This is a genomic window from Pseudomonas sp. MYb185, assembly GCF_002979975.1.
GTDB lineage: Bacteria > Pseudomonadota > Gammaproteobacteria > Pseudomonadales > Pseudomonadaceae > Halopseudomonas.
The window spans coordinates 135,694-153,417 of sequence record NZ_PCQD01000001.1 but is presented as its reverse complement, the minus strand read 5'-3'; the positions used below and the strand labels follow the sequence as shown (position 1 = coordinate 153,417).

The window sequence follows — 17,724 nt, the reverse complement described above, 5'->3', positions numbered from 1 at the left end:
TGCGCAGAAGTGACCGTTTCAAGCCCCAAAGCCGCTGCTATTCCCAGTCCCGCGCGACCAACCGCCACACTCAGCGGCAGCCGATAACCTGCGAAAAGGCCTCAGTCCGTGTACAATTGCCCACTTTTTCGGCCAATCCGGCCACACGGACCTCTTCATGACTGAACCAGCACAGCAAGGCCAGCTCAAGCGCGGCCTGACCAACCGCCATATTCAGTTGATCGCCCTGGGCGGCGCCATTGGCACCGGTCTGTTCCTGGGCTCGGCGGGCGTGATGAGCAGTGCCGGACCGTCGATGCTGCTGGGCTATGCGATTGGCGGCTTTGTGGCGTTTCTGATCATGCGCCAACTGGGCGAGATGATCGTCGAGGAGCCGGTAGCCGGCTCTTTCAGTCACTTCGCCCACCAGTACTGGTCACCCTTTGCCGGATTCCTGTCGGGCTGGAACTACTGGGTGCTGTATATCCTGGTGGGCATGGCCGAGCTCACGGCAGTGGGCAAGTATGTGCAGTACTGGTACCCGGATGTCCCCACCTGGGCTACGGCACTGGCGTTCTTTGTGCTGATCAATCTGATCAACCTGACCAATGTGAAGGCCTTTGGTGAGGCGGAGTTCTGGTTCGCCATCATCAAGGTCGGGGCCATTCTCGGCATGATTGCGCTGGGGCTGTATCTGCTGGTGTCCGGCGCCGGTGGTCCGCAGGCCAGCGTCACCAATCTATGGAGCCACGGCGGCTTCTTCCCCAATGGCGTCGGCGGCCTGGTAGTGGTGATGGCGGTGATCATGTTCTCCTTTGGCGGTCTGGAGCTGGTCGGCATCACTGCAGCAGAGGCGGAAAACCCGCGCAAGGTCATCCCCCGGGCGATCAACCAGGTGGTGTACCGGATTCTGCTGTTCTACATCCTGGCGCTGGGCGTACTGCTGTCGCTGTACCCCTGGGACAGCCTGGTGCAGACGCTGACCAGCGGTGACGATCCTTATGCCCGCAGTCCTTTCGTGCAGATTTTCTCCTTGATTGGCAGCGACACCGCAGCGCATGTGCTGAATTTCGTGGTGCTGACCGCCGCCCTGTCGGTCTACAACAGTGGCGTGTACTGCAACAGCCGTATGCTCTACGGCCTGGCCGAGCAAGGCGATGCGCCGCGCGTGTTCACCCGGCTCAGCCGCAGTGGTGTGCCCATGCTGGGCATTCTGGTGTCCGGTGCCATAACCCTGCTGTGTGTGGCACTCAATTATGTGCTGCCCGAAGGCGCGCTGATCATTCTGATGTCGCTGGTGGTGGCGGCACTGGTGCTGAACTGGGCGATGATCAGCCTGTCGCACCTGATGTTCCGCCGGGCCATGCATGAGCGCGGCGTCATCCCCAGCTTCAGGGCGTTGTGGTCACCGTTCGGCAACTATCTGTGCCTGGCATTCGTGGCTTTCATTCTGGTGGTGCTGACCCTGGATGGCGGCACCCGGCTATCGGCGTTCGCCCTGCCGGTGTGGATAGGGTTGATCTGGCTGTGTTTCCGACTCAAGAACCGCAGAACCTTACAGGCGGGCGGCTCTTCTACATAGCCCCGGCGGCTCACCTGGGGTTGGCGAGCGCCTGCTCGCCGACAGGCGACGGACCAGGCGCTACACGCATTATCCGTCAGGCACCCTGGTATTCGGCACCGTCGTCGGCCAATTGCTGCACGACCAGACTGCCGACCAGATCCCCTTCCACGTTGACCGCGGTGCGGACGGTGTCCAGCAGACGGTCGATCGGCAGCAGGATGGCAATGGCTTCCGCCGGCAGACCCACCGCCTGCAGTACCATGACCATGGTCACCATGCCGGCACTGGGAATGCCCGGGGCACCGCTTGAGGCGATCATCGCGGTCATGAACACCACCAATTGCTGTACCAGTGTTAGCTCGACACCGATCAGGTTGGCAACGAACAGCGCGGCGGCCGCTTCGTAGAGCGCAGTACCGTCCATGTTCACCGTTGCTCCCAGTGGCAACACGAAACCCGCTATACGACGCTTGACGCCCAGATTCTCCTGGGCACAGCGCAGGGTGATGGGCAATGCAGCCGAGCTGGAGCTGGTGGCAAACGCGGTGATCAATGCCTCCCGCGAGCCACGCAGGAACCACAACGGGGATTTTCGGGTAACCGCGTAGAGAATACCCGGCAGCACCACCGCGCCGTGGAACACCGTGGTGCCGAAGATCAGCACGATAAAGCCGAGCATACTGACCAGCAGCGCCACATCCTGCTCGGCGACCAGGCGAATCAGCAGCGCCATGATCCCCAGCGGCGCCAGCCACATGATCCAGCCGATGATACGCAGCAGCATGTCGAGCAGCTCCTGCATCAGTTGCAGTACCGTCTGGTAGCGTTGGCCGCCGGCAACCAGGGCAATACCGATGAAGATCGCGAACATCAGCACCGAGAGGATGTCGCCGTTGGCGAAAGCCTCGAAGGGGTTCTTGAACAGCCCACTGAGAAAATGCTGGAAGAATTCCGGCATGGTCATCTGCCGGGCCTCGAACGAGGCCATGGCATCAGCGAACATCATCAACGACATTCCCGCACCGGGCTTGAATACGTTGGCCACCACCAGCGCCAGCAGCATGGCCAGTGCCGAGGTCAGGGTGAAATACAGCAGCGTGGTGATCCACACCCGGTGCACCTGGTGGTGCGCCTGCAGGCTGGCTACGCCGACCACGATGGAGGTGAACACCAGCGGGATCAGGATCATCTTCAGCAGGCCGATGAATACGGCGCCCACCAGGGTGCTGCCATACAGCACACCCTCACGCAGCCCCGCCTCCTGCGGCAGGAAGCCGAGCAGCCAACCGATGAGGACACCGATACCGGCAGCGATGAAAATCAGACGGTTGAGACTGGGCACTGCGATTCTCCTCTGCACTGAGCGGGGAAGAATACCTCATGCAGCAGTGCGGGTAACGCCCCGACGCAGGGCCGGGGCACTGTTACGGCTCAGATGGAGGAGATACAGGACGCCTGCTGCTCGATCCACTGGGCGATTTCCACGCGGATACGCTTCTTGTCCAGCTTGCCGACACTGGTCTTGGGTATCTCGTCGATCACCGCGATCTGCGTCGGTACCGCCCATTTGTTGATGCGCCCCTCATCGACAAAAGGCTGCAGGTGGGCAGCGAGCACACTGGCACTCATCTGCTGGTCCGGCGCAATCACTACCAGCGCGAACGGGCGCTCATCCCAGCGCGTGTCCGGCACGCCGACCACCGCTACATCACGCACCGCCGGATGCAGGCTGATCAGGCTTTCCAGCTCCAGCGAAGACAGCCACTCGCCACCGGTCTTGATCACATCCTTGATCCGGTCACGGATGTCGATGCTGCCGGTGTGGTCGATGGTGGCCACATCGCCGGTGTGCATCCAGCCATGCGCCCACAGCTCGCGGCTCTTTTCCGGTTCCTTGAAATAGCCCTGGGTCAGCCAGGGTGCACGCAGCACCAGCTCGCCCTGGGTCTGACCATCGTGGGGCATGAAGTTACCCTGCTCATCCATCAGCCGCGCCTCGACCAGGGGCACCGGAATCCCGGCCTTGATCTTGTAGGCAACCTGCTGCTGCTCGCTGCCGGCCTCGATCTGCAGGTTGTTGTAGCCGGCAGAGATCAGCGGGCAGGTTTCCGACATACCGTAGGCCCCGGACAGACGGATGCCGCGAGCCCCGGCCGTCTCGTACAGGCCACGGGTCAGCGCACTGCCGCCGATGATGATCTTCATGCCGCCGAAGTCATGGCCTTCAGCGGCCTTGGCATTGAGCAGCATCTGCAGAATGGTCGGCACGCAATGGGAGTAGGTCACTTTCTCCTGCTGGATCAGCTTCACCAGCAGCTCCGGCTCGTAACGCCCCGGATAGATCTGTTTCACGCCCAGCATGGTCGCAGTGTAGGGCATGCCCCAGGCATGCACATGGAACATCGGCGTGATCGGCATATACACGTCGCGGTTACTCATCATCTGCTCATGTCCCAGGCCATTAAGCATGCCGGCCTGGGTCAGGGTATGCAGCACCAGTTGGCGATGGGTGAAGTACACGCCCTTGGGGTTGCCGGTGGTACCGGTGGTATAGAAAGTCGTGGCTACCGAGTTCTCGTCGAAGTCGGCGAACTCATAGGTACTGTCGGCGGCGGCCAGCAGTTGCTCGTATTCACCGGCGAAACCGCGCAGCTCGGCGGACTTGTCCTCACCATCGGTCAGCAGGATGGTCGTGGTTACCGTGGTCAGTTGCGGCTCGATAGCCTGGTACAGCGGCAGGAATTCGCTGTTGACCAGCACCATGATGTCGTCGGCATGGTTCATGGTATAGACGATCTGCTCGGGCGATAGCCGCACGTTGACCGTGTGCAGCACCGCGCCAATCATCGGAACGGCGAACATGCATTCCAGATAGCGATGACTGTCCCAGTCCAGCACCGCCACGGTATCGCCGGCCTTGACCCCTGCATTAGTCAGGGCGTTGGCCAGCCGGCAGATGCGCTGGTTGAAGGTGGCATAGTCGTAACGGCTGATGTCGCGGTAGACGATTTCCTGCGAGGCTTCATAGCGAACCCCCGACAGCAGCAGGTTCTTGATCAGTAGCGGCGTGGAATGCGCCTGCTCGGTGGGCGGTAGAATCCGTGTATTCAACATTGTGCGACCTTCTTGTTGGGCTTATGCGGGTCAGGTAGCAACGCTGCCTGGCCTGTCCGATGAACTATAGCGAGGCAGCAGCGCGGCGACCATGGCAGTTATGTGACTCGATCATACAAAGCTTTGCTGTCGACAATAAGGGGAAAAGGCGCGTATAAAGTCGATTGATGACCACAAATAAACAATCAGTCATATTTCAGGAGTCAACATGTCGGAAAACATCGTTATCGTCAGCGGCGTGCGCACGCCCATGGGCGGCTTCCAGGGTAGCCTGTCAAGCCTGTCGGCCATCGACCTCGGCGCCCTGGTGATCCGCGAGGCGGTGGCCCGTGCCGGTATCGCTGCGGCCGATGTGCAGGAAGTGATCATGGGCTGTGTTCTGCCCGCCGGCCTGAAACAGGGCCCGGCACGCCAGGCGGCGCTGAATGCCGGCCTGAGCTCCGCCACTGGCTGCACCACCATCAACAAGCTGTGCGGTTCCGGCATGAAAGCGGTGATGCAGGCCCATGACGCGCTCAAGGCCGGTTCCAACCAGGTGATGCTGGCCGGCGGCATGGAAAGCATGTCCAACGCGCCCTATCTCATCGAAAAAGCCCGTGGTGGCCTGCGTATGGGCCATGGCGAGCTCAAGGATCACATGTTCTTCGACGGCCTGGAAGATGCCCGCACCGGCCGCCTGATGGGCTCCTTCGCCCAGGAAACCGCCGACCAGTACGGCCTGACCCGCGAGCAGATGGATGCCTACGCCATCGAATCGCTGAACCGCGCCAAGCACGCCATCGACAACGGTTCGCTGGCCAGCGAGATCGTGCCGGTGACCGTGACCTCGCGCAAGGGCGAGACCCTGGTCAAGGATGATGAACAGCCACATAACGCCAACATCGACAAGATTCCCGGCCTGCGTCCGGCCTTCGCCAAGGACGGCACCATCACCGCCGCCAACGCCAGTTCGATATCCGACGGTGCCAGCGCGCTGGTGCTGATGACCGAATCCGAGGCGAACAGGCGCGGCGTGAAGCCGCTGGCCCGCATCGTCGGCCACGCCACCCAGAGCCAGGACCCGAGCGAGTTCACCATCGCCCCGGTCGGCGCGCTGACCAACCTGTTCAACAAGACCGGCTGGAGCAAGGCTGACGTCGATCTGTTCGAGATCAACGAAGCCTTCGCCATGGTCACCATGCTGGCCATGCGCGAACACGGCCTGGATCACAGCAAGGTCAACATCTTCGGCGGCGCCTGCGCCCAGGGCCACCCGGTCGGTTCCACCGGCTCGCGACTGATCGTTACCCTGATCAACGCCCTGCAGAAAACCGGTGGCAAGCGCGGTGTGGCTTCGCTGTGCATCGGTGGTGGGGAAGCGACTGCGGTGGCGATCGAGCTGGTCTGAGGCTCGCTACCAGGCCTACCTGCTGCACGCCCCTGGGAAGGCCGATGGCAGGTGATGGTTTATGACAAGCCATTCACCAGCCGCGGGCTTCTTGCCGACCTCAAACAACTGTCTGAAACTAGCAGCCAGTTTTGTCATTCCCCTTTTTCAGGAGACTCCCCATGAGCGATATCCGTTTTGAAGACAAGGTCGTCATCGTCACCGGTGCCGGCGGTGGTATCGGCCGCGCCCACGCGCTGCTGTTCGCCAAGCACGGTGCCAAGGTTATCGTCAACGATCTGGGTGGCAGTACCCAGGGGGAAGGCGCCAACAGTGAAGCAGCGCTGAAAGTCGTCGAGGAAATCAAGGCCGCTGGCGGCACCGCGGTAGCCAACCCGGACAGCGTGGTCGATGGTGACAAGATCGTGCAGTGCGCCCTGGACAACTTCGGTCGCGTCGACGTGGTGGTCAACAATGCCGGCATCCTGCGCGACAAGAGCTTCGCCAAGATGTCCGATGCCGATTGGGATCTGGTGTACAAGGTGCATGTCGAAGGTGCCTACAAGGTGACCCATGCTGCCTGGAACCACATGAAGGAACAGAACTTCGGCCGCATCATCTTCACCGCTTCCACCTCCGGCATCTACGGCAACTTCGGCCAGGCCAACTACGGCATGGCCAAGCTGGGCCTGTACGGTCTGACCCGCACCCTGGCCATCGAAGGCCGCAAGAACAATATCCTGGTCAATGCCATCGCACCGACCGGCGGCACCCGCATGACCGAAGGGCTGTTCCCGCCCGGCGCCTTTGAAAAACTCAAGCCCGAGCTGGTCAGCCCGTTGGTGGTCTACCTGTGCTCCGAGCAGTGCCAGGAAACCTCCGGTCTGTTCGAAGTCGGCGGCGGCTGGATGGGCAAGGTGCGCTGGGAGCGCTCGCTGGGCATCGGCTTCAACCCGGATGAAGGTTTCAGCCCGGAAGACGTGCAGGCCAATTTCGAGCAGCTGTGCAGCTTCGAGAATGCCGTGCATCCGAAGGACAACATCGAGGCGCTGAAGGAACTGATGCAGAATATCCAGAAGTTCAGCTGAGCCTGCCCCGACCGCAAACCGACAGCCCGCCCCGGCAACAGGGCGGGCTGTCGCATTTCCGGCTTCCCCCTCCCGGGTAGCCAGAGTAGAATCCCGCGCTTTATCTGCGGCTTGCCCTGCCCTCCCTCACTTCTGGCAAGACAATGCCGGCAACGCACGCCAATCAGGGCTAGAGCGCATGAAGGTCATTACCGTCAGAGATTACACCGAGCTGAGTGCCACCGCCGGCCAGATGATTGCCGATCTGCTGCGCAGCAAACCCGCCTGCGCCTTGGGGCTGGCCACCGGCGGCACGCCGCTGGGCACCTACCAGTACCTGGTCGAACGCTATCGGGCGGGCGAGATATCTCTGCAGCAGGTGCAGACCTTCAATCTGGATGAGTATTGCGAACTGCCACGCAGCCACCCGCAAAGCTACTACCAGTTCATGTACGACAACCTGTTCCGGCATGTGGATATTGTTCCGGAAAACATCCACCTTCCCTGCACCGACAGCGCTGACCTGCAAGCCCAGTGCGACAGCTACAATGCGCTGCTGCACGCCACCCCACTGGACCTGCAACTGCTGGGTATCGGTAGCAATGGCCATATCGGCTTCTGCGAGCCGGGCACGCCCTTCGACCGGGAAACCTTCCACACCCGGTTGACCGACAAGACCCGTCAGGACAACCAGCGCTTCTTCGACTCCCTGGATGAAGTACCGACCACCGCCATCACCATGGGCATCAGCAACATCCTGCAGGCCCGCGCCATCCTGCTGATCGCCAGCGGCGAGGCCAAGGCCGAGTGCGTGGCGCAGATGGTCAAGGGACCGATCACCGAACAGGTGCCCGCCTCCGCGCTGCAGCTGCATGCGGATGTGACCGTTATCGTGGATGAGGCGGCGGCGGCACTGTTGTAGCCAGGCACCGAGCGGAGCAGCAGGTCCGCATGTCGTCGAGCGGGCGCTCGACAACCCGTTGCAGTCATGGACGGTCGAGTTCCATCTCGACCCAGGGTACTACACGATACGCCGCAGGCCGGGATGGAAGCCGGCGGGGCCGCCACCGGCCTGCCATGCACCCTGTAGCCTGAACCCTCAGATATAGAACGCTTCCAACGGCGGGAAGCCGTTGAATTCGACCGAGCTGTAACTGGTGGTATAGGCACCTGTGGACAGCCAGTACAGACGATCACCGATGGCCAGGTTCAGCGGCAGGCCGTACTTGTAGTCTTCGTACATGATGTCGGCGCTGTCGCAGGTCGGGCCGGCAATCACCGCCTCTTCCAGCTCGCCGCGCTTGTCGGTCCAGATCGGGAACTTGATCGCTTCGTCCATGGTTTCCACCAGGCCGGAGAACTTGCCCACGTCGGTGAACACCCAGCGCTCCAGGGCGGTATGGGACTTGCGCGATACCAGCACCACCTCGCTGACCAGCACACCGGCGTTGGCGATCAGCGACCGGCCCGGCTCGAGGATGATCTCCGGCAGCTCCTCGCCGAAATCCTCCTGCAGGAAGCGGGTGATTTCCTCGGCATAGGTCTGCAGGGTGTTGGTCTTGGTCAGGTAGTTGGCCGGGAAGCCGCCGCCCATGTTGATCATCTTCAACACGATGCCGTCCTCTTCCTTCAGACGCTCGAAGATCACCTTGACCTTGGCGATGGCCGCATCCCATGCACCGATATCACGCTGCTGCGAGCCGACGTGGAAGGACACACCATAGGGTTCCAGGCCCAGTTCACGGGCGAGCACCAGCAGGTCCATGGCCATGTCGCTCTGGCAGCCGAACTTGCGTGACAGCGGCCAGTCGGCAGTGGTCGAGCCTTCGGTCAGGATACGCACATAGACCTTCGAGCCCGGCGCGGCCTTGGCGATATTACGCAGGTCGGCCTCGGAGTCGGTGGCATACATGCGTACGCCCTTCTCGTAGAAGGCGCGGATATCCCGGGATTTCTTGATGGTGTTGCCGTAGCTGATCTGCTCCGGCTGCACACCCAGCGCCAGTACCTTCTCCAGCTCGTAGATGGAGGCGATATCGAAATTCGAGCCCTTGTTCTTGAGCAGGCTCAACACCTCATTGGCCGGGTTGGCCTTTACCGCATAGTAGATCTTGCCATAGGGAAAGCCCTCGACCAGATCATCATAGGCACGGTCGATGGTCTTCAGATCGACAACGAGGAAGGGGGTTTCGCGCTGATCGGCGCAGGCACGGATACGGCTGAAGGTGTCGCGGTCAAAATACTCGTCAAGCTTGATGTTCATGGCGTCGGCTCCAAAGCATAAGTTCTGGTGTCGGGCCGCGTGGGGACATGGGATCAGATGCAGGGCAGATAGGCGTACCCCAACCCCCGGTCAAGGACCAGGACAGGTAACGCCTTCCGTAAGCGACTCTGAACGTTCAGCCAACACACAACCCGGGGGTGCGAACGTCTGATCAGTATCCCCACTTTGGTTCGCCTACTTCCCAAGGCGTGCGCCGAAAGCAATAAGTCCGCTCCCCAGGGGAACCGGTCTTGCTGTCTCGTCGTCAGTACTTGAGCCGTATGGATCGTGCCAGCCTCAACGTTCGGTGCGCACCATAAAACCAAGTGACTTCGCGGTCAATAGGCTACGACCGCTAGTATGCAATAATCCATCGCGGTCACCTTCGCGACCCCATCTGACAGAGGAATTCCGACATGCCGGACGCACCCGTTCACCGCCCCATTCTGGCAGCCGAGGATGACATTTTTGATGTGCTGGTCATCGGTGGCGGGGTCAATGGCTGCGGCATCGCCATGGATGCCGCCGGGCGCGGCCTCAAGGTATTGCTGTGCGAACAGGATGACCTGGCCTCGGCGACCTCCTCGCGCAGCAGCAAGCTGATCCATGGCGGCCTGCGCTACCTGGAGTTCTATCAGTTCCGGCTGGTCGGCAAGGCGCTGGCCGAGCGTGAAACCCTGCTGCGCAATGCACCGCACATCATCCGCCCGATGCGCTTTCGACTGCCGCACCAGCCGCACCTGCGTCCGGCCTGGATGATCCGCATCGGCCTGTTCCTGTATGACCACCTGGCCCGCCGGGAAACCCTGCCCGGCTCCACCGGCCTGCGCTTCGATGCCAGCAGCCCGTTGCGGCCGCAGATTGTCCGCGGCTTCGAATACTCCGATGCCTGGGTCGATGATGCCCGCCTGGTGGTACTGACCGCCCAGGCCGCCGCCCGGCATGGCGCGCAGATTCTCACCCGCACCGCCTGCGTCGCCGCGCAGCGCGCCGATGGCCTGTGGCAGGTCACCGTGGAAAATCGCCAGACTGGTCAGCGCAGCCAATACCGCAGCCGGGCGCTGGTGAATGCCGCCGGCCCCTGGGTCGACAGCGTGCTGGCGTCGGTCATCGACACCACGGTGCGCCGGCCGCTACGGCTGGTCAAGGGTAGCCATATCGTGGTGCCACGCCTGCATCCCGGCGAGGAATCCTACATCCTGCAGAACACCGACAACCGCATTGTCTTCGTCATTCCCTATGAGGACGACTTCAGCCTGATCGGCACCACCGATGTGGACTACCAGGGCAACCCCGCCGCGGCCAGTATTTCGGCGCAGGAGACCGACTATCTGCTGCGCGTGGTCAATGCGCATTTCCGTCACCAGCTCAGCCGCAGCGATGTCGTCTGGAGTTATGCCGGGGTACGCGCACTGTTCGATGATGCCAACGGCAAGGCCCAGGCCGCTTCCCGCGACTATGCCCTGGATATCGACACCAGGCCCGGCCAGGCACCGCTGCTGTCGGTACTCGGCGGCAAGATCACCACCTACCGGCGGCTGGCCGAACAGGCCACCGACCAGTTGTGCGAACTGCTGCACAGTCCGGCCCGCGCCTGGACCGCCGACAGTGTGCTGCCCGGCGGCGACTTCCAGGACCAGCCCACCCTGCTGGCCGACCTGCAGAAACTCTATCCCTGGCTGCCTTCGAACATGGCCCGGCGGTTCGCCCGCAGCTATGGCACCCTGACCCATGACCTGCTGCAGGGCTGCCGCAGCCTGGATGATATGGGTCGGCATTTCGGCGCCGACCTGTATGCCCTGGAAGTCCGCTATCTGATCCGCCAGGAATGGGCGATCAATGCCGAGGATGTGCTGTGGCGGCGCACCAAACTGGGCCTGCATATCAAGGGCGGCGCTGTTGCAGCGCTGCAGGATTTCATGGATATACGCAGCAAGTGGCATACCCCCTAGGCACGCACCAGAAGCAGCCACCGCGCCCCTGCCCGGCACTGAATCCGGGCATGCCGGGGCGCCGTAACGGGTACCAAACACCACTCAAACCTGCTACCAACCAGTCAATAAGCAATTGATTTATAAGATAAACAGATAAAACAACAGGCCGTTATCCGGTCCTGGCACGGTCCCTGCTCAATACCACGTTGCATACAAGATGGTATTCCGAGAACAGGAGGCTGAATGCTGCATGCCGGATGGACTTTAGATGAGTGGCGCCAGGCCTATCGCGATGGCTCCCTTACCCCCCGCAGCGCCCTGCAGGCGTTGCGCGCCCAGTTACAGGCCGATGACCCGGCATGGATCCACATCCTTTCCCCAGCCGAGCTGGATGCCCAGCTGGACCAGTTGGAGGCCCGAGCGGATGCCGAGGCGCTGCCGCTATATGGCATCCCTTTCGTGGTCAAGGACAATATCGATGTCGCCGGCCTACCCACCACTGCAGCCTGCCCGGCCTTTGCCTATACCGCCAGCGCGGATGCCACCAGTGTGGCGAAGCTGCGTGCCGCCGGTGCGATACCGCTGGCCAAGACCAATCTGGATCAGTTCGCCACCGGACTGGTCGGCACCCGCTCGCCCTACGGTGCGGTTCCCAACAGCTTCAATCCGGCCCATGTCTCGGGCGGTTCCAGTTCCGGCTCAGCGGTAGCGGTCGCCCGTGGCCTGGTTCCGTTCAGTCTGGGCACCGATACCGCCGGCTCAGGCCGGGTACCCGCCGGTTTCAACAATATCGTCGGGCTCAAGCCCACCCGGGGGCGCTTCAGCACACGGGGGGTGGTACCGGCCTGCCGCAGCCTGGACTGCGTCTCGGTATTCGCCCTGAACGTGAACGATGCCGAGACGGTAGCCCGGCAGCTCGAAGGCTTCGACCCCGCTGACAGCTATTCCCGCAGCGCGCCGCAAGCCGCCAGGCTGCTGGGCGAGCGACCCCGCTTCGGCATCCCGGCACAACCCCAGTGGTTTGGTGATGCCCAGGCCGAGGCCGCCTGGCAGGCGGCGCTGGCCGAGTTCGGCGGTATGTCGGTCGAACTGGTCGAGCTGGATTTCAGTCCCATGCTGGAGTTGGCCCAGTTGCTCTACGGTGGTCCCTGGGTCGCCGAGCGCTATGCCGCCATCCAGCCATTCATCAGCACCCGGGCCGACCAGATGGACCCGGTGGTGCGCGACATCCTCGCCCAGGCCAGCCGCTTCAGCGCGGTCGATACCTTTTGCGCCGAATATCGCCGTGCCGAACTGGCGCGGCAGATCCAGGAGCTGATGGCAAGCGTCGATGCCCTGCTGGTGCCCACCGCGCCGACACTGCCGACGCTGGAGGCGGTCGCCAGCGATCCCGTTACCCGCAACAGCCAGTTGGGCCTGTGGACCAACTTCGTCAATCTGGCCGACTGTTCGGCGCTGGCGCTGCCCGCCGGCATCCGCGCCGACGGCCTGCCCTTCGGCATCACCCTGATCGGTGCTGCCTGGCAGGATGCCGCCCTCGCCGATATCGGTCGCCGCTGGCAGGCCCATGCGCCATGGAAGCGCGGCGCGACCGATCAACCACTGCCGCAACCGCAACCGAACAGCGAGGTACCCGCGGGCCATACCCGGCTGGCGGTAGTCGGTGCCCACCTGCGGGGCATGCCGCTGAACAGCCAGCTCACCGAGCGTCACGCTCGCTTTGTCGAAGCCACCCACAGCGCCAGCCATTACCGCCTGTATGCCCTGCCCGATACCACCCCGCCGAAACCCGGCCTGATCCGCAGCGCGGACGGTGCGCCGATCGCCCTGGAGCTGTGGGACGTACCGACCCAACTGTTCGGCAGCTTTGTCGCGCTGATTCCCGCGCCCCTCGGCATCGGCACCCTCACCCTGGCCGACGGCCGTGAGGTGAAGGGCTTCATCTGTGAAGGCGCGGCGATCGAAGGTGCCACCGATATCACCCACCTGGGCGGCTGGCGCGCCTACATCGCCTCGCGTAGCTGACAAGGAACCCACCATGCTGCATACCGTACTCATAGCCAACCGCGGCGAGATTGCCGTGCGCATTGCCCGCACCCTGAACAGCATGGGCATCCGCTCCGTCGCCGTGTATTCGGCAGCGGACCGCAACAGCGCCCATGTCAGTGCCTGCGACCAGGCCATCTGCCTGGGGGGCAACAGCGCGGCGGAGAGTTACCTGCGCGGAGACCTGATCCTCGCCGCTGCCCGTGACAGCGGCGCCCAGGCGATCATTCCCGGTTACGGCTTCCTATCCGAGAACGCCGACTTTGCCGAGCAGTGCGAAGCGGCCGGCATTGCCTTCTGCGGCCCGACACCGGAGCAGATCCGCCAGTTCGGCCTCAAGCACCGGTCCCGGGAGATCGCCCGGGACGCGGGCGTGCCACTGACGCCGGGAAGCGGGCTGCTCAACAGCCTGGATGAGGCCATCCTTGCGGCCGGGCAACTGGGCTATCCGCTGATGCTGAAGAGCACCGCCGGCGGTGGCGGCATTGGCCTGACCCGCTGCAATGATGAAGCCGCGTTGATCGAGGCCTATGAAAGCGTCAAACGGCTGGGCGAGAACTTCTTCAGCGACAGCGGTGTATTTCTCGAATGCTTCATCGACAACGCCCGGCATGTCGAGGTGCAGATATTCGGTGACGGCCAGGGTGAGGTGATTGCCCTGGGCGAACGCGACTGCTCGTTGCAGCGGCGCAATCAGAAAGTGGTCGAGGAAACCCCGGCCCCGCAGTTGCCCACCGCCACCCGGGAACGGCTGCTGCAAGCCTCGGCCAACCTCGGTCGAGCGGTCAACTACCGCAGCGCCGGCACCGTCGAGTACATCTATGACGCCGCCCGCGATGCCTTCTACTTCCTGGAAGTGAATGCCCGGTTGCAGGTCGAGCACCCGATCACCGAGGCCTGTACCGGGGTGGATCTGGTGGAGTGGATGATCCGCACCGCCGCTGGCGACCCACCGGCGCTGGCCGAAGTGCAGCTGCAACCCCGCGGCGCTGCCATCGAAGTACGGCTCTATGCCGAAGATCCGGTACGCGACTTCCAGCCCGCGCCGGGGATACTCACCGAGGTGCGGTTTCCCGATAACGCGCGGGTCGACAGCTGGGTGGCCACCGGCACCGAGGTGTCGCCCTACTATGACCCGATGCTGGCCAAGATCATCGTCCACGGCCATGACCGTGCCGACGCCATCGGCAAAATGCGTGAGGCGCTGAGTGCCACCTGCATTGCCGGTATCGCCACCAACCTCGACTACCTGCGCCAGATCATGGACTCGGCGTTCTTCACCGCCGGCGAGGTTTCCACCAACCGGCTGGCCAGCTTCAGCTGGCAGCCACCGGTGATCGAAGTACTGCAACCAGGCACCTACAGCAGTGTGCAGGACTATCCCGGCCGCACCGGCTACTGGAGCATTGGCGTGCCGCCGTCCGGGCCGATGGATGACTACGCCTTCCGCCTGGCCAATCGTATCGTCGGCAACCATGACAGCGCCGCCGGACTGGAATTCACCCTGCTCGGCCCCACCCTGCGCTTCCATGCCGATGCCCTGATCGCCCTGACCGGCGCCACCTCTGCCGCGCTTCTGGATGGGGAACCGGTGCCGTTCTGGGCGCCGGTGGCAGTCAGGGCCGGACAATTGCTGGAAATGGGCAAGGCCGAGACCGGCTGTCGCAGTTACCTGGCGGTGCGCAACGGCATCGACGTGCCCGTGTATCTGGGCAGTCGCTCGACCTTCGCCCTCGGCCAGTTCGGCGGTCATGCCGGGCGTACCCTGCGTGCCGCCGACATGCTGCCGATCAGCAACCCGGCGCTCAGTGCCTCCAGCACGCCGGCGCCGCCGTTCCCAGCGGCCGCCGCACCCGCCAGCCTGATCCCCGATTACCCGCAGGAATGGGACATCGGCGTGCTCTATGGCCCGCATGGCGCGCCGGACTTCTTCACCGAAGACGCCATCGAGATGTTCTTCGACACCGCCTGGGAGGTGCACTACAACTCCAACCGGCTGGGCATCCGGCTGAACGGCCCCAAACCGACCTGGACCCGCAGCGACGGCGGTGAAGCCGGATTGCACCCATCGAACATCCATGACACCGAATACGCCATTGGTTCGATCAACTTTACCGGTGACATGCCGGTGATCCTGACCAGGGACGGCCCCAGCCTCGGCGGTTTCGTCTGCCCGGTGACCATCGCCAAGGCCGAGCTGTGGAAGGTCGGCCAGGTCAAACCGGGGGACCGCATCCGCTTCCGGCGCCTGGGTTTCGATGCCGCGCTGGCCATGGAACAGGCCATGGATGCCGCCATTCTCGCCCTGGCCGAACAGCCACCAGTCACCCCGGTGCCGGCAGTGCGCGCCGGGCAGGGTCTGTCCGAATGCATCCTCGCCGAACTGCATGAGTCCGCGCCGCGCCCGCAGGTGATCTACCGCCAGGCCGGCGACCGGTACATCCTGCTGGAGTATGGCGCCAATGTACTGGATCTGCGGCTGCGCCTGCGGGTACACGCGCTGATGGAAGCGCTCAAGGCGCAGCCCATCGACGGCATCATCGAACTGTCGCCGGGCGTGCGCTCACTGCAGATCAATTACGACAGCCGCGTGATCCATCAGCAAACGCTGCTCGATCGGCTGCTGGCCCTCGAGACCCAGTTGCCGGATGCCGCCAGCATGCGCGTCCCCAGCCGCATCATCCATCTGCCGATGGCCTTCGAGGACTCGGCCACGCTGGATGCGGTTGCGCGCTACCGGCAGTCGGTACGCGATACCGCGCCCTGGTTGCCGAGCAATACCGAGTTCATGCGCCGCATCAACGGCCTGGACAGCATCGAGCAGGTGCGCGACAGCCTGTTCAGCGCCAGCTACCTGGTGCTGGGGCTGGGTGACGTCTACCTCGGGGCGCCCTGTGCAGTGCCGATCGACCCGCGCCACCGCCTGCTGACCTCCAAGTACAACCCGGCACGCACCTATACCGCCGAAGGTACAGTGGGCATTGGTGGGGTGTACATGTGCATCTACGGCATGGACTCCCCCGGCGGCTACCAACTGGTCGGCCGCACCCTGCCGATCTGGAACCGCCTCGTGAAAAACCCGGCCTTCATCAACGGTGAACCCTGGTTGCTGAAGTTCTTCGACCAGGTGCGCTACTACCCGGTCAGCGAGCAGGAACTGGACGAGCAGCGCGAGGCCTTCCGCGAGGGACGGCTGACGCTGCAGGTGGAACAGGGCTGGTTCGATCTGGCCGAGCACGAACAGTTCCTACGCGACAACGCCGACAGCATCGCCAGCTTCAAGGCCAGGCAGCAGTCGGCCTTCAGCCGGGAGGTGGCACTGTGGCAGGCCGAGGAAGCCTCTCAGGTGGACGAGGCCCTGCAGCGGACAACCCAGCGCGAACCGATCGAGGTCGATGGGCATGCGGTCACCGCGGATATCAGCGGCAACATCTGGAAGCTGCTGGTACAACCGGGACAGCAGGTGCAGGCCGGCCATCCGCTGCTGATCGTCGAGGCAATGAAGATGGAGTTTGCCGTGCACGCCGACCGCTGCGCGCGGGTCAGCAGCATCCATTGCGAGGCAGGCAAGCCGGTCAACGCCGGCGACCTGCTGCTGGTACTCGAGGCCTGAATGGCGAGGAGCCCGACCATCATGCACAGCTATCCGACGCTCCCCGCCGAGCCCAGGCAGAACCTGACCGAGCGCATCTACCAGCAGCTCAAGCAGGACATCTTCGACTTCCGCCTGCTGCCCGGGGACCGCTTCACCGAAAGCGCCATCGCCGAGCAGATGGCGGCCAGCCGCACACCAGTGCGCGAGGCGCTGCTGCGGTTGCAGCGCGAGGGCTTCGTCGAGGTGTTCTACCGCAGCGGCTGGCAGGTGCGGCCCTTCGACTTCCAGCAATTCGAACAGCTGTATGACGTGCGCATCGTGCTTGAGCTGGCAGCGGTCCGGCGCCTGTGCGAGATGCAGCCAGCCGCCGCACTGGAGGAGCTGCAACAGGTCTGGCTGGTGCCGCCGCAAGACCGGCTGACGCATGGACCCACGGTATGCAGCCTGGATGAGCGTTTCCATGGGCAGTTGGTGGAGGCGTCCGGCAATGCGGAGATGGCTCGCATCCACCATGACATCACCGAGCGCCTGCGCATCGTCCGGCGCATCGACTTCACCCAGGGTCCGCGCATCGAGGCCACCTATGTCGAGCATGGGGAAATCCTGCGCAACATCATCCAGCGCCGCGCTGATCAGGCGCAGTTGCTGCTGAAAACCCATATCGAGGCAAGCAAGGCCGAGGTACGCAAGATCACCTTGCACATGCTGTACGAAGCACGGCAACACCAGGACAGCAGCCGGCAGCTCGCCTGAGCTGGCGGCTGACGACAGGAGGCCCGGCGGCGCCATTTCAGAC

The 17,724-nt window shown here is 63.3% G+C and carries 11 protein-coding genes; 8 read left to right on the top strand and 3 right to left on the bottom strand.

Annotated elements, in window-relative coordinates; all coding sequences use genetic code 11:
* Positions 1 to 157: 157 nt before the first annotated feature.
* Positions 158 to 1,561, top strand: coding sequence for an amino acid permease (locus CQ007_RS00720; protein WP_105643001.1), 1,404 nt, complete (start codon positions 158 to 160; stop codon positions 1,559 to 1,561).
* Between the two features lie 76 nt (positions 1,562 to 1,637).
* On the opposite strand, the gene CQ007_RS00715 is transcribed toward CQ007_RS00720, so the two are convergent.
* The gene (locus CQ007_RS00715) at positions 1,638 to 2,885 is read right to left on the bottom strand and encodes a dicarboxylate/amino acid:cation symporter (protein ID WP_105643000.1); all 1,248 of its coding nucleotides are present in this window, start codon (positions 2,883 to 2,885) and stop codon (positions 1,638 to 1,640) included.
* A gap of 89 nt (positions 2,886 to 2,974) precedes the next feature.
* Positions 2,975 to 4,657 (bottom strand): fatty acid--CoA ligase, encoded by a 1,683-nt coding sequence (locus tag CQ007_RS00710; RefSeq protein ID WP_105642999.1) that lies wholly within the window; start codon positions 4,655 to 4,657, stop codon positions 2,975 to 2,977.
* Positions 4,658 to 4,865: 208 nt separating this feature from the next.
* Here CQ007_RS00710 and CQ007_RS00705 point away from each other — a divergent pair, with 208 nt between their 5' ends.
* From CQ007_RS00705 to nagB, 3 genes are all read left to right on the top strand, one after another.
* Complete coding sequence (locus CQ007_RS00705) at positions 4,866 to 6,044, top strand: acetyl-CoA C-acyltransferase (RefSeq protein ID WP_105642998.1); 1,179 nt, start codon at positions 4,866 to 4,868, stop codon at positions 6,042 to 6,044.
* 161 nt (positions 6,045 to 6,205) lie between these two features.
* The gene (locus tag CQ007_RS00700; protein ID WP_105642997.1) at positions 6,206 to 7,111 is read left to right on the top strand and encodes an SDR family oxidoreductase; all 906 of its coding nucleotides are present in this window, start codon (positions 6,206 to 6,208) and stop codon (positions 7,109 to 7,111) included.
* 178 nt (positions 7,112 to 7,289) lie between these two features.
* Positions 7,290 to 8,012 carry a glucosamine-6-phosphate deaminase gene (nagB, locus tag CQ007_RS00695; RefSeq protein WP_105642996.1) on the top strand — a complete coding sequence of 241 codons (723 nt, stop codon included), beginning with the start codon at positions 7,290 to 7,292 and terminating at the stop codon, positions 8,010 to 8,012.
* Positions 8,013 to 8,189: 177 nt separating this feature from the next.
* On the opposite strand, the gene CQ007_RS00690 is transcribed toward nagB, so the two are convergent.
* Positions 8,190 to 9,353 carry a type III PLP-dependent enzyme gene (locus CQ007_RS00690; RefSeq protein ID WP_105642995.1) on the bottom strand — a complete coding sequence of 388 codons (1,164 nt, stop codon included), beginning with the start codon at positions 9,351 to 9,353 and terminating at the stop codon, positions 8,190 to 8,192.
* Between the two features lie 416 nt (positions 9,354 to 9,769).
* Between CQ007_RS00690 and glpD the strand changes: the two genes are divergently transcribed.
* The 4 genes from glpD to CQ007_RS00670 all read left to right on the top strand — a co-directional run bounded on the left by glpD (position 9,770) and on the right by CQ007_RS00670 (position 17,681).
* Positions 9,770 to 11,305, top strand: a complete 1,536-nt coding sequence (gene glpD, locus CQ007_RS00685) for a glycerol-3-phosphate dehydrogenase (RefSeq protein ID WP_105642994.1) — start codon at positions 9,770 to 9,772, stop codon at positions 11,303 to 11,305.
* Between the two features lie 225 nt (positions 11,306 to 11,530).
* Positions 11,531 to 13,312, top strand: a complete 1,782-nt coding sequence (gene atzF, locus CQ007_RS00680; protein WP_105642993.1) for an allophanate hydrolase — start codon at positions 11,531 to 11,533, stop codon at positions 13,310 to 13,312.
* 13 nt (positions 13,313 to 13,325) lie between these two features.
* On the top strand, positions 13,326 to 16,946 hold the full coding sequence (gene uca, locus CQ007_RS00675; RefSeq protein ID WP_105642992.1) for an urea carboxylase: 3,621 nt from the start codon (positions 13,326 to 13,328) through the stop codon (positions 16,944 to 16,946).
* Between the two features lie 21 nt (positions 16,947 to 16,967).
* The gene (locus tag CQ007_RS00670; RefSeq protein ID WP_105642991.1) at positions 16,968 to 17,681 is read left to right on the top strand and encodes a GntR family transcriptional regulator; all 714 of its coding nucleotides are present in this window, start codon (positions 16,968 to 16,970) and stop codon (positions 17,679 to 17,681) included.
* The last annotated feature ends 43 nt before the right edge of the window (positions 17,682 to 17,724 follow it).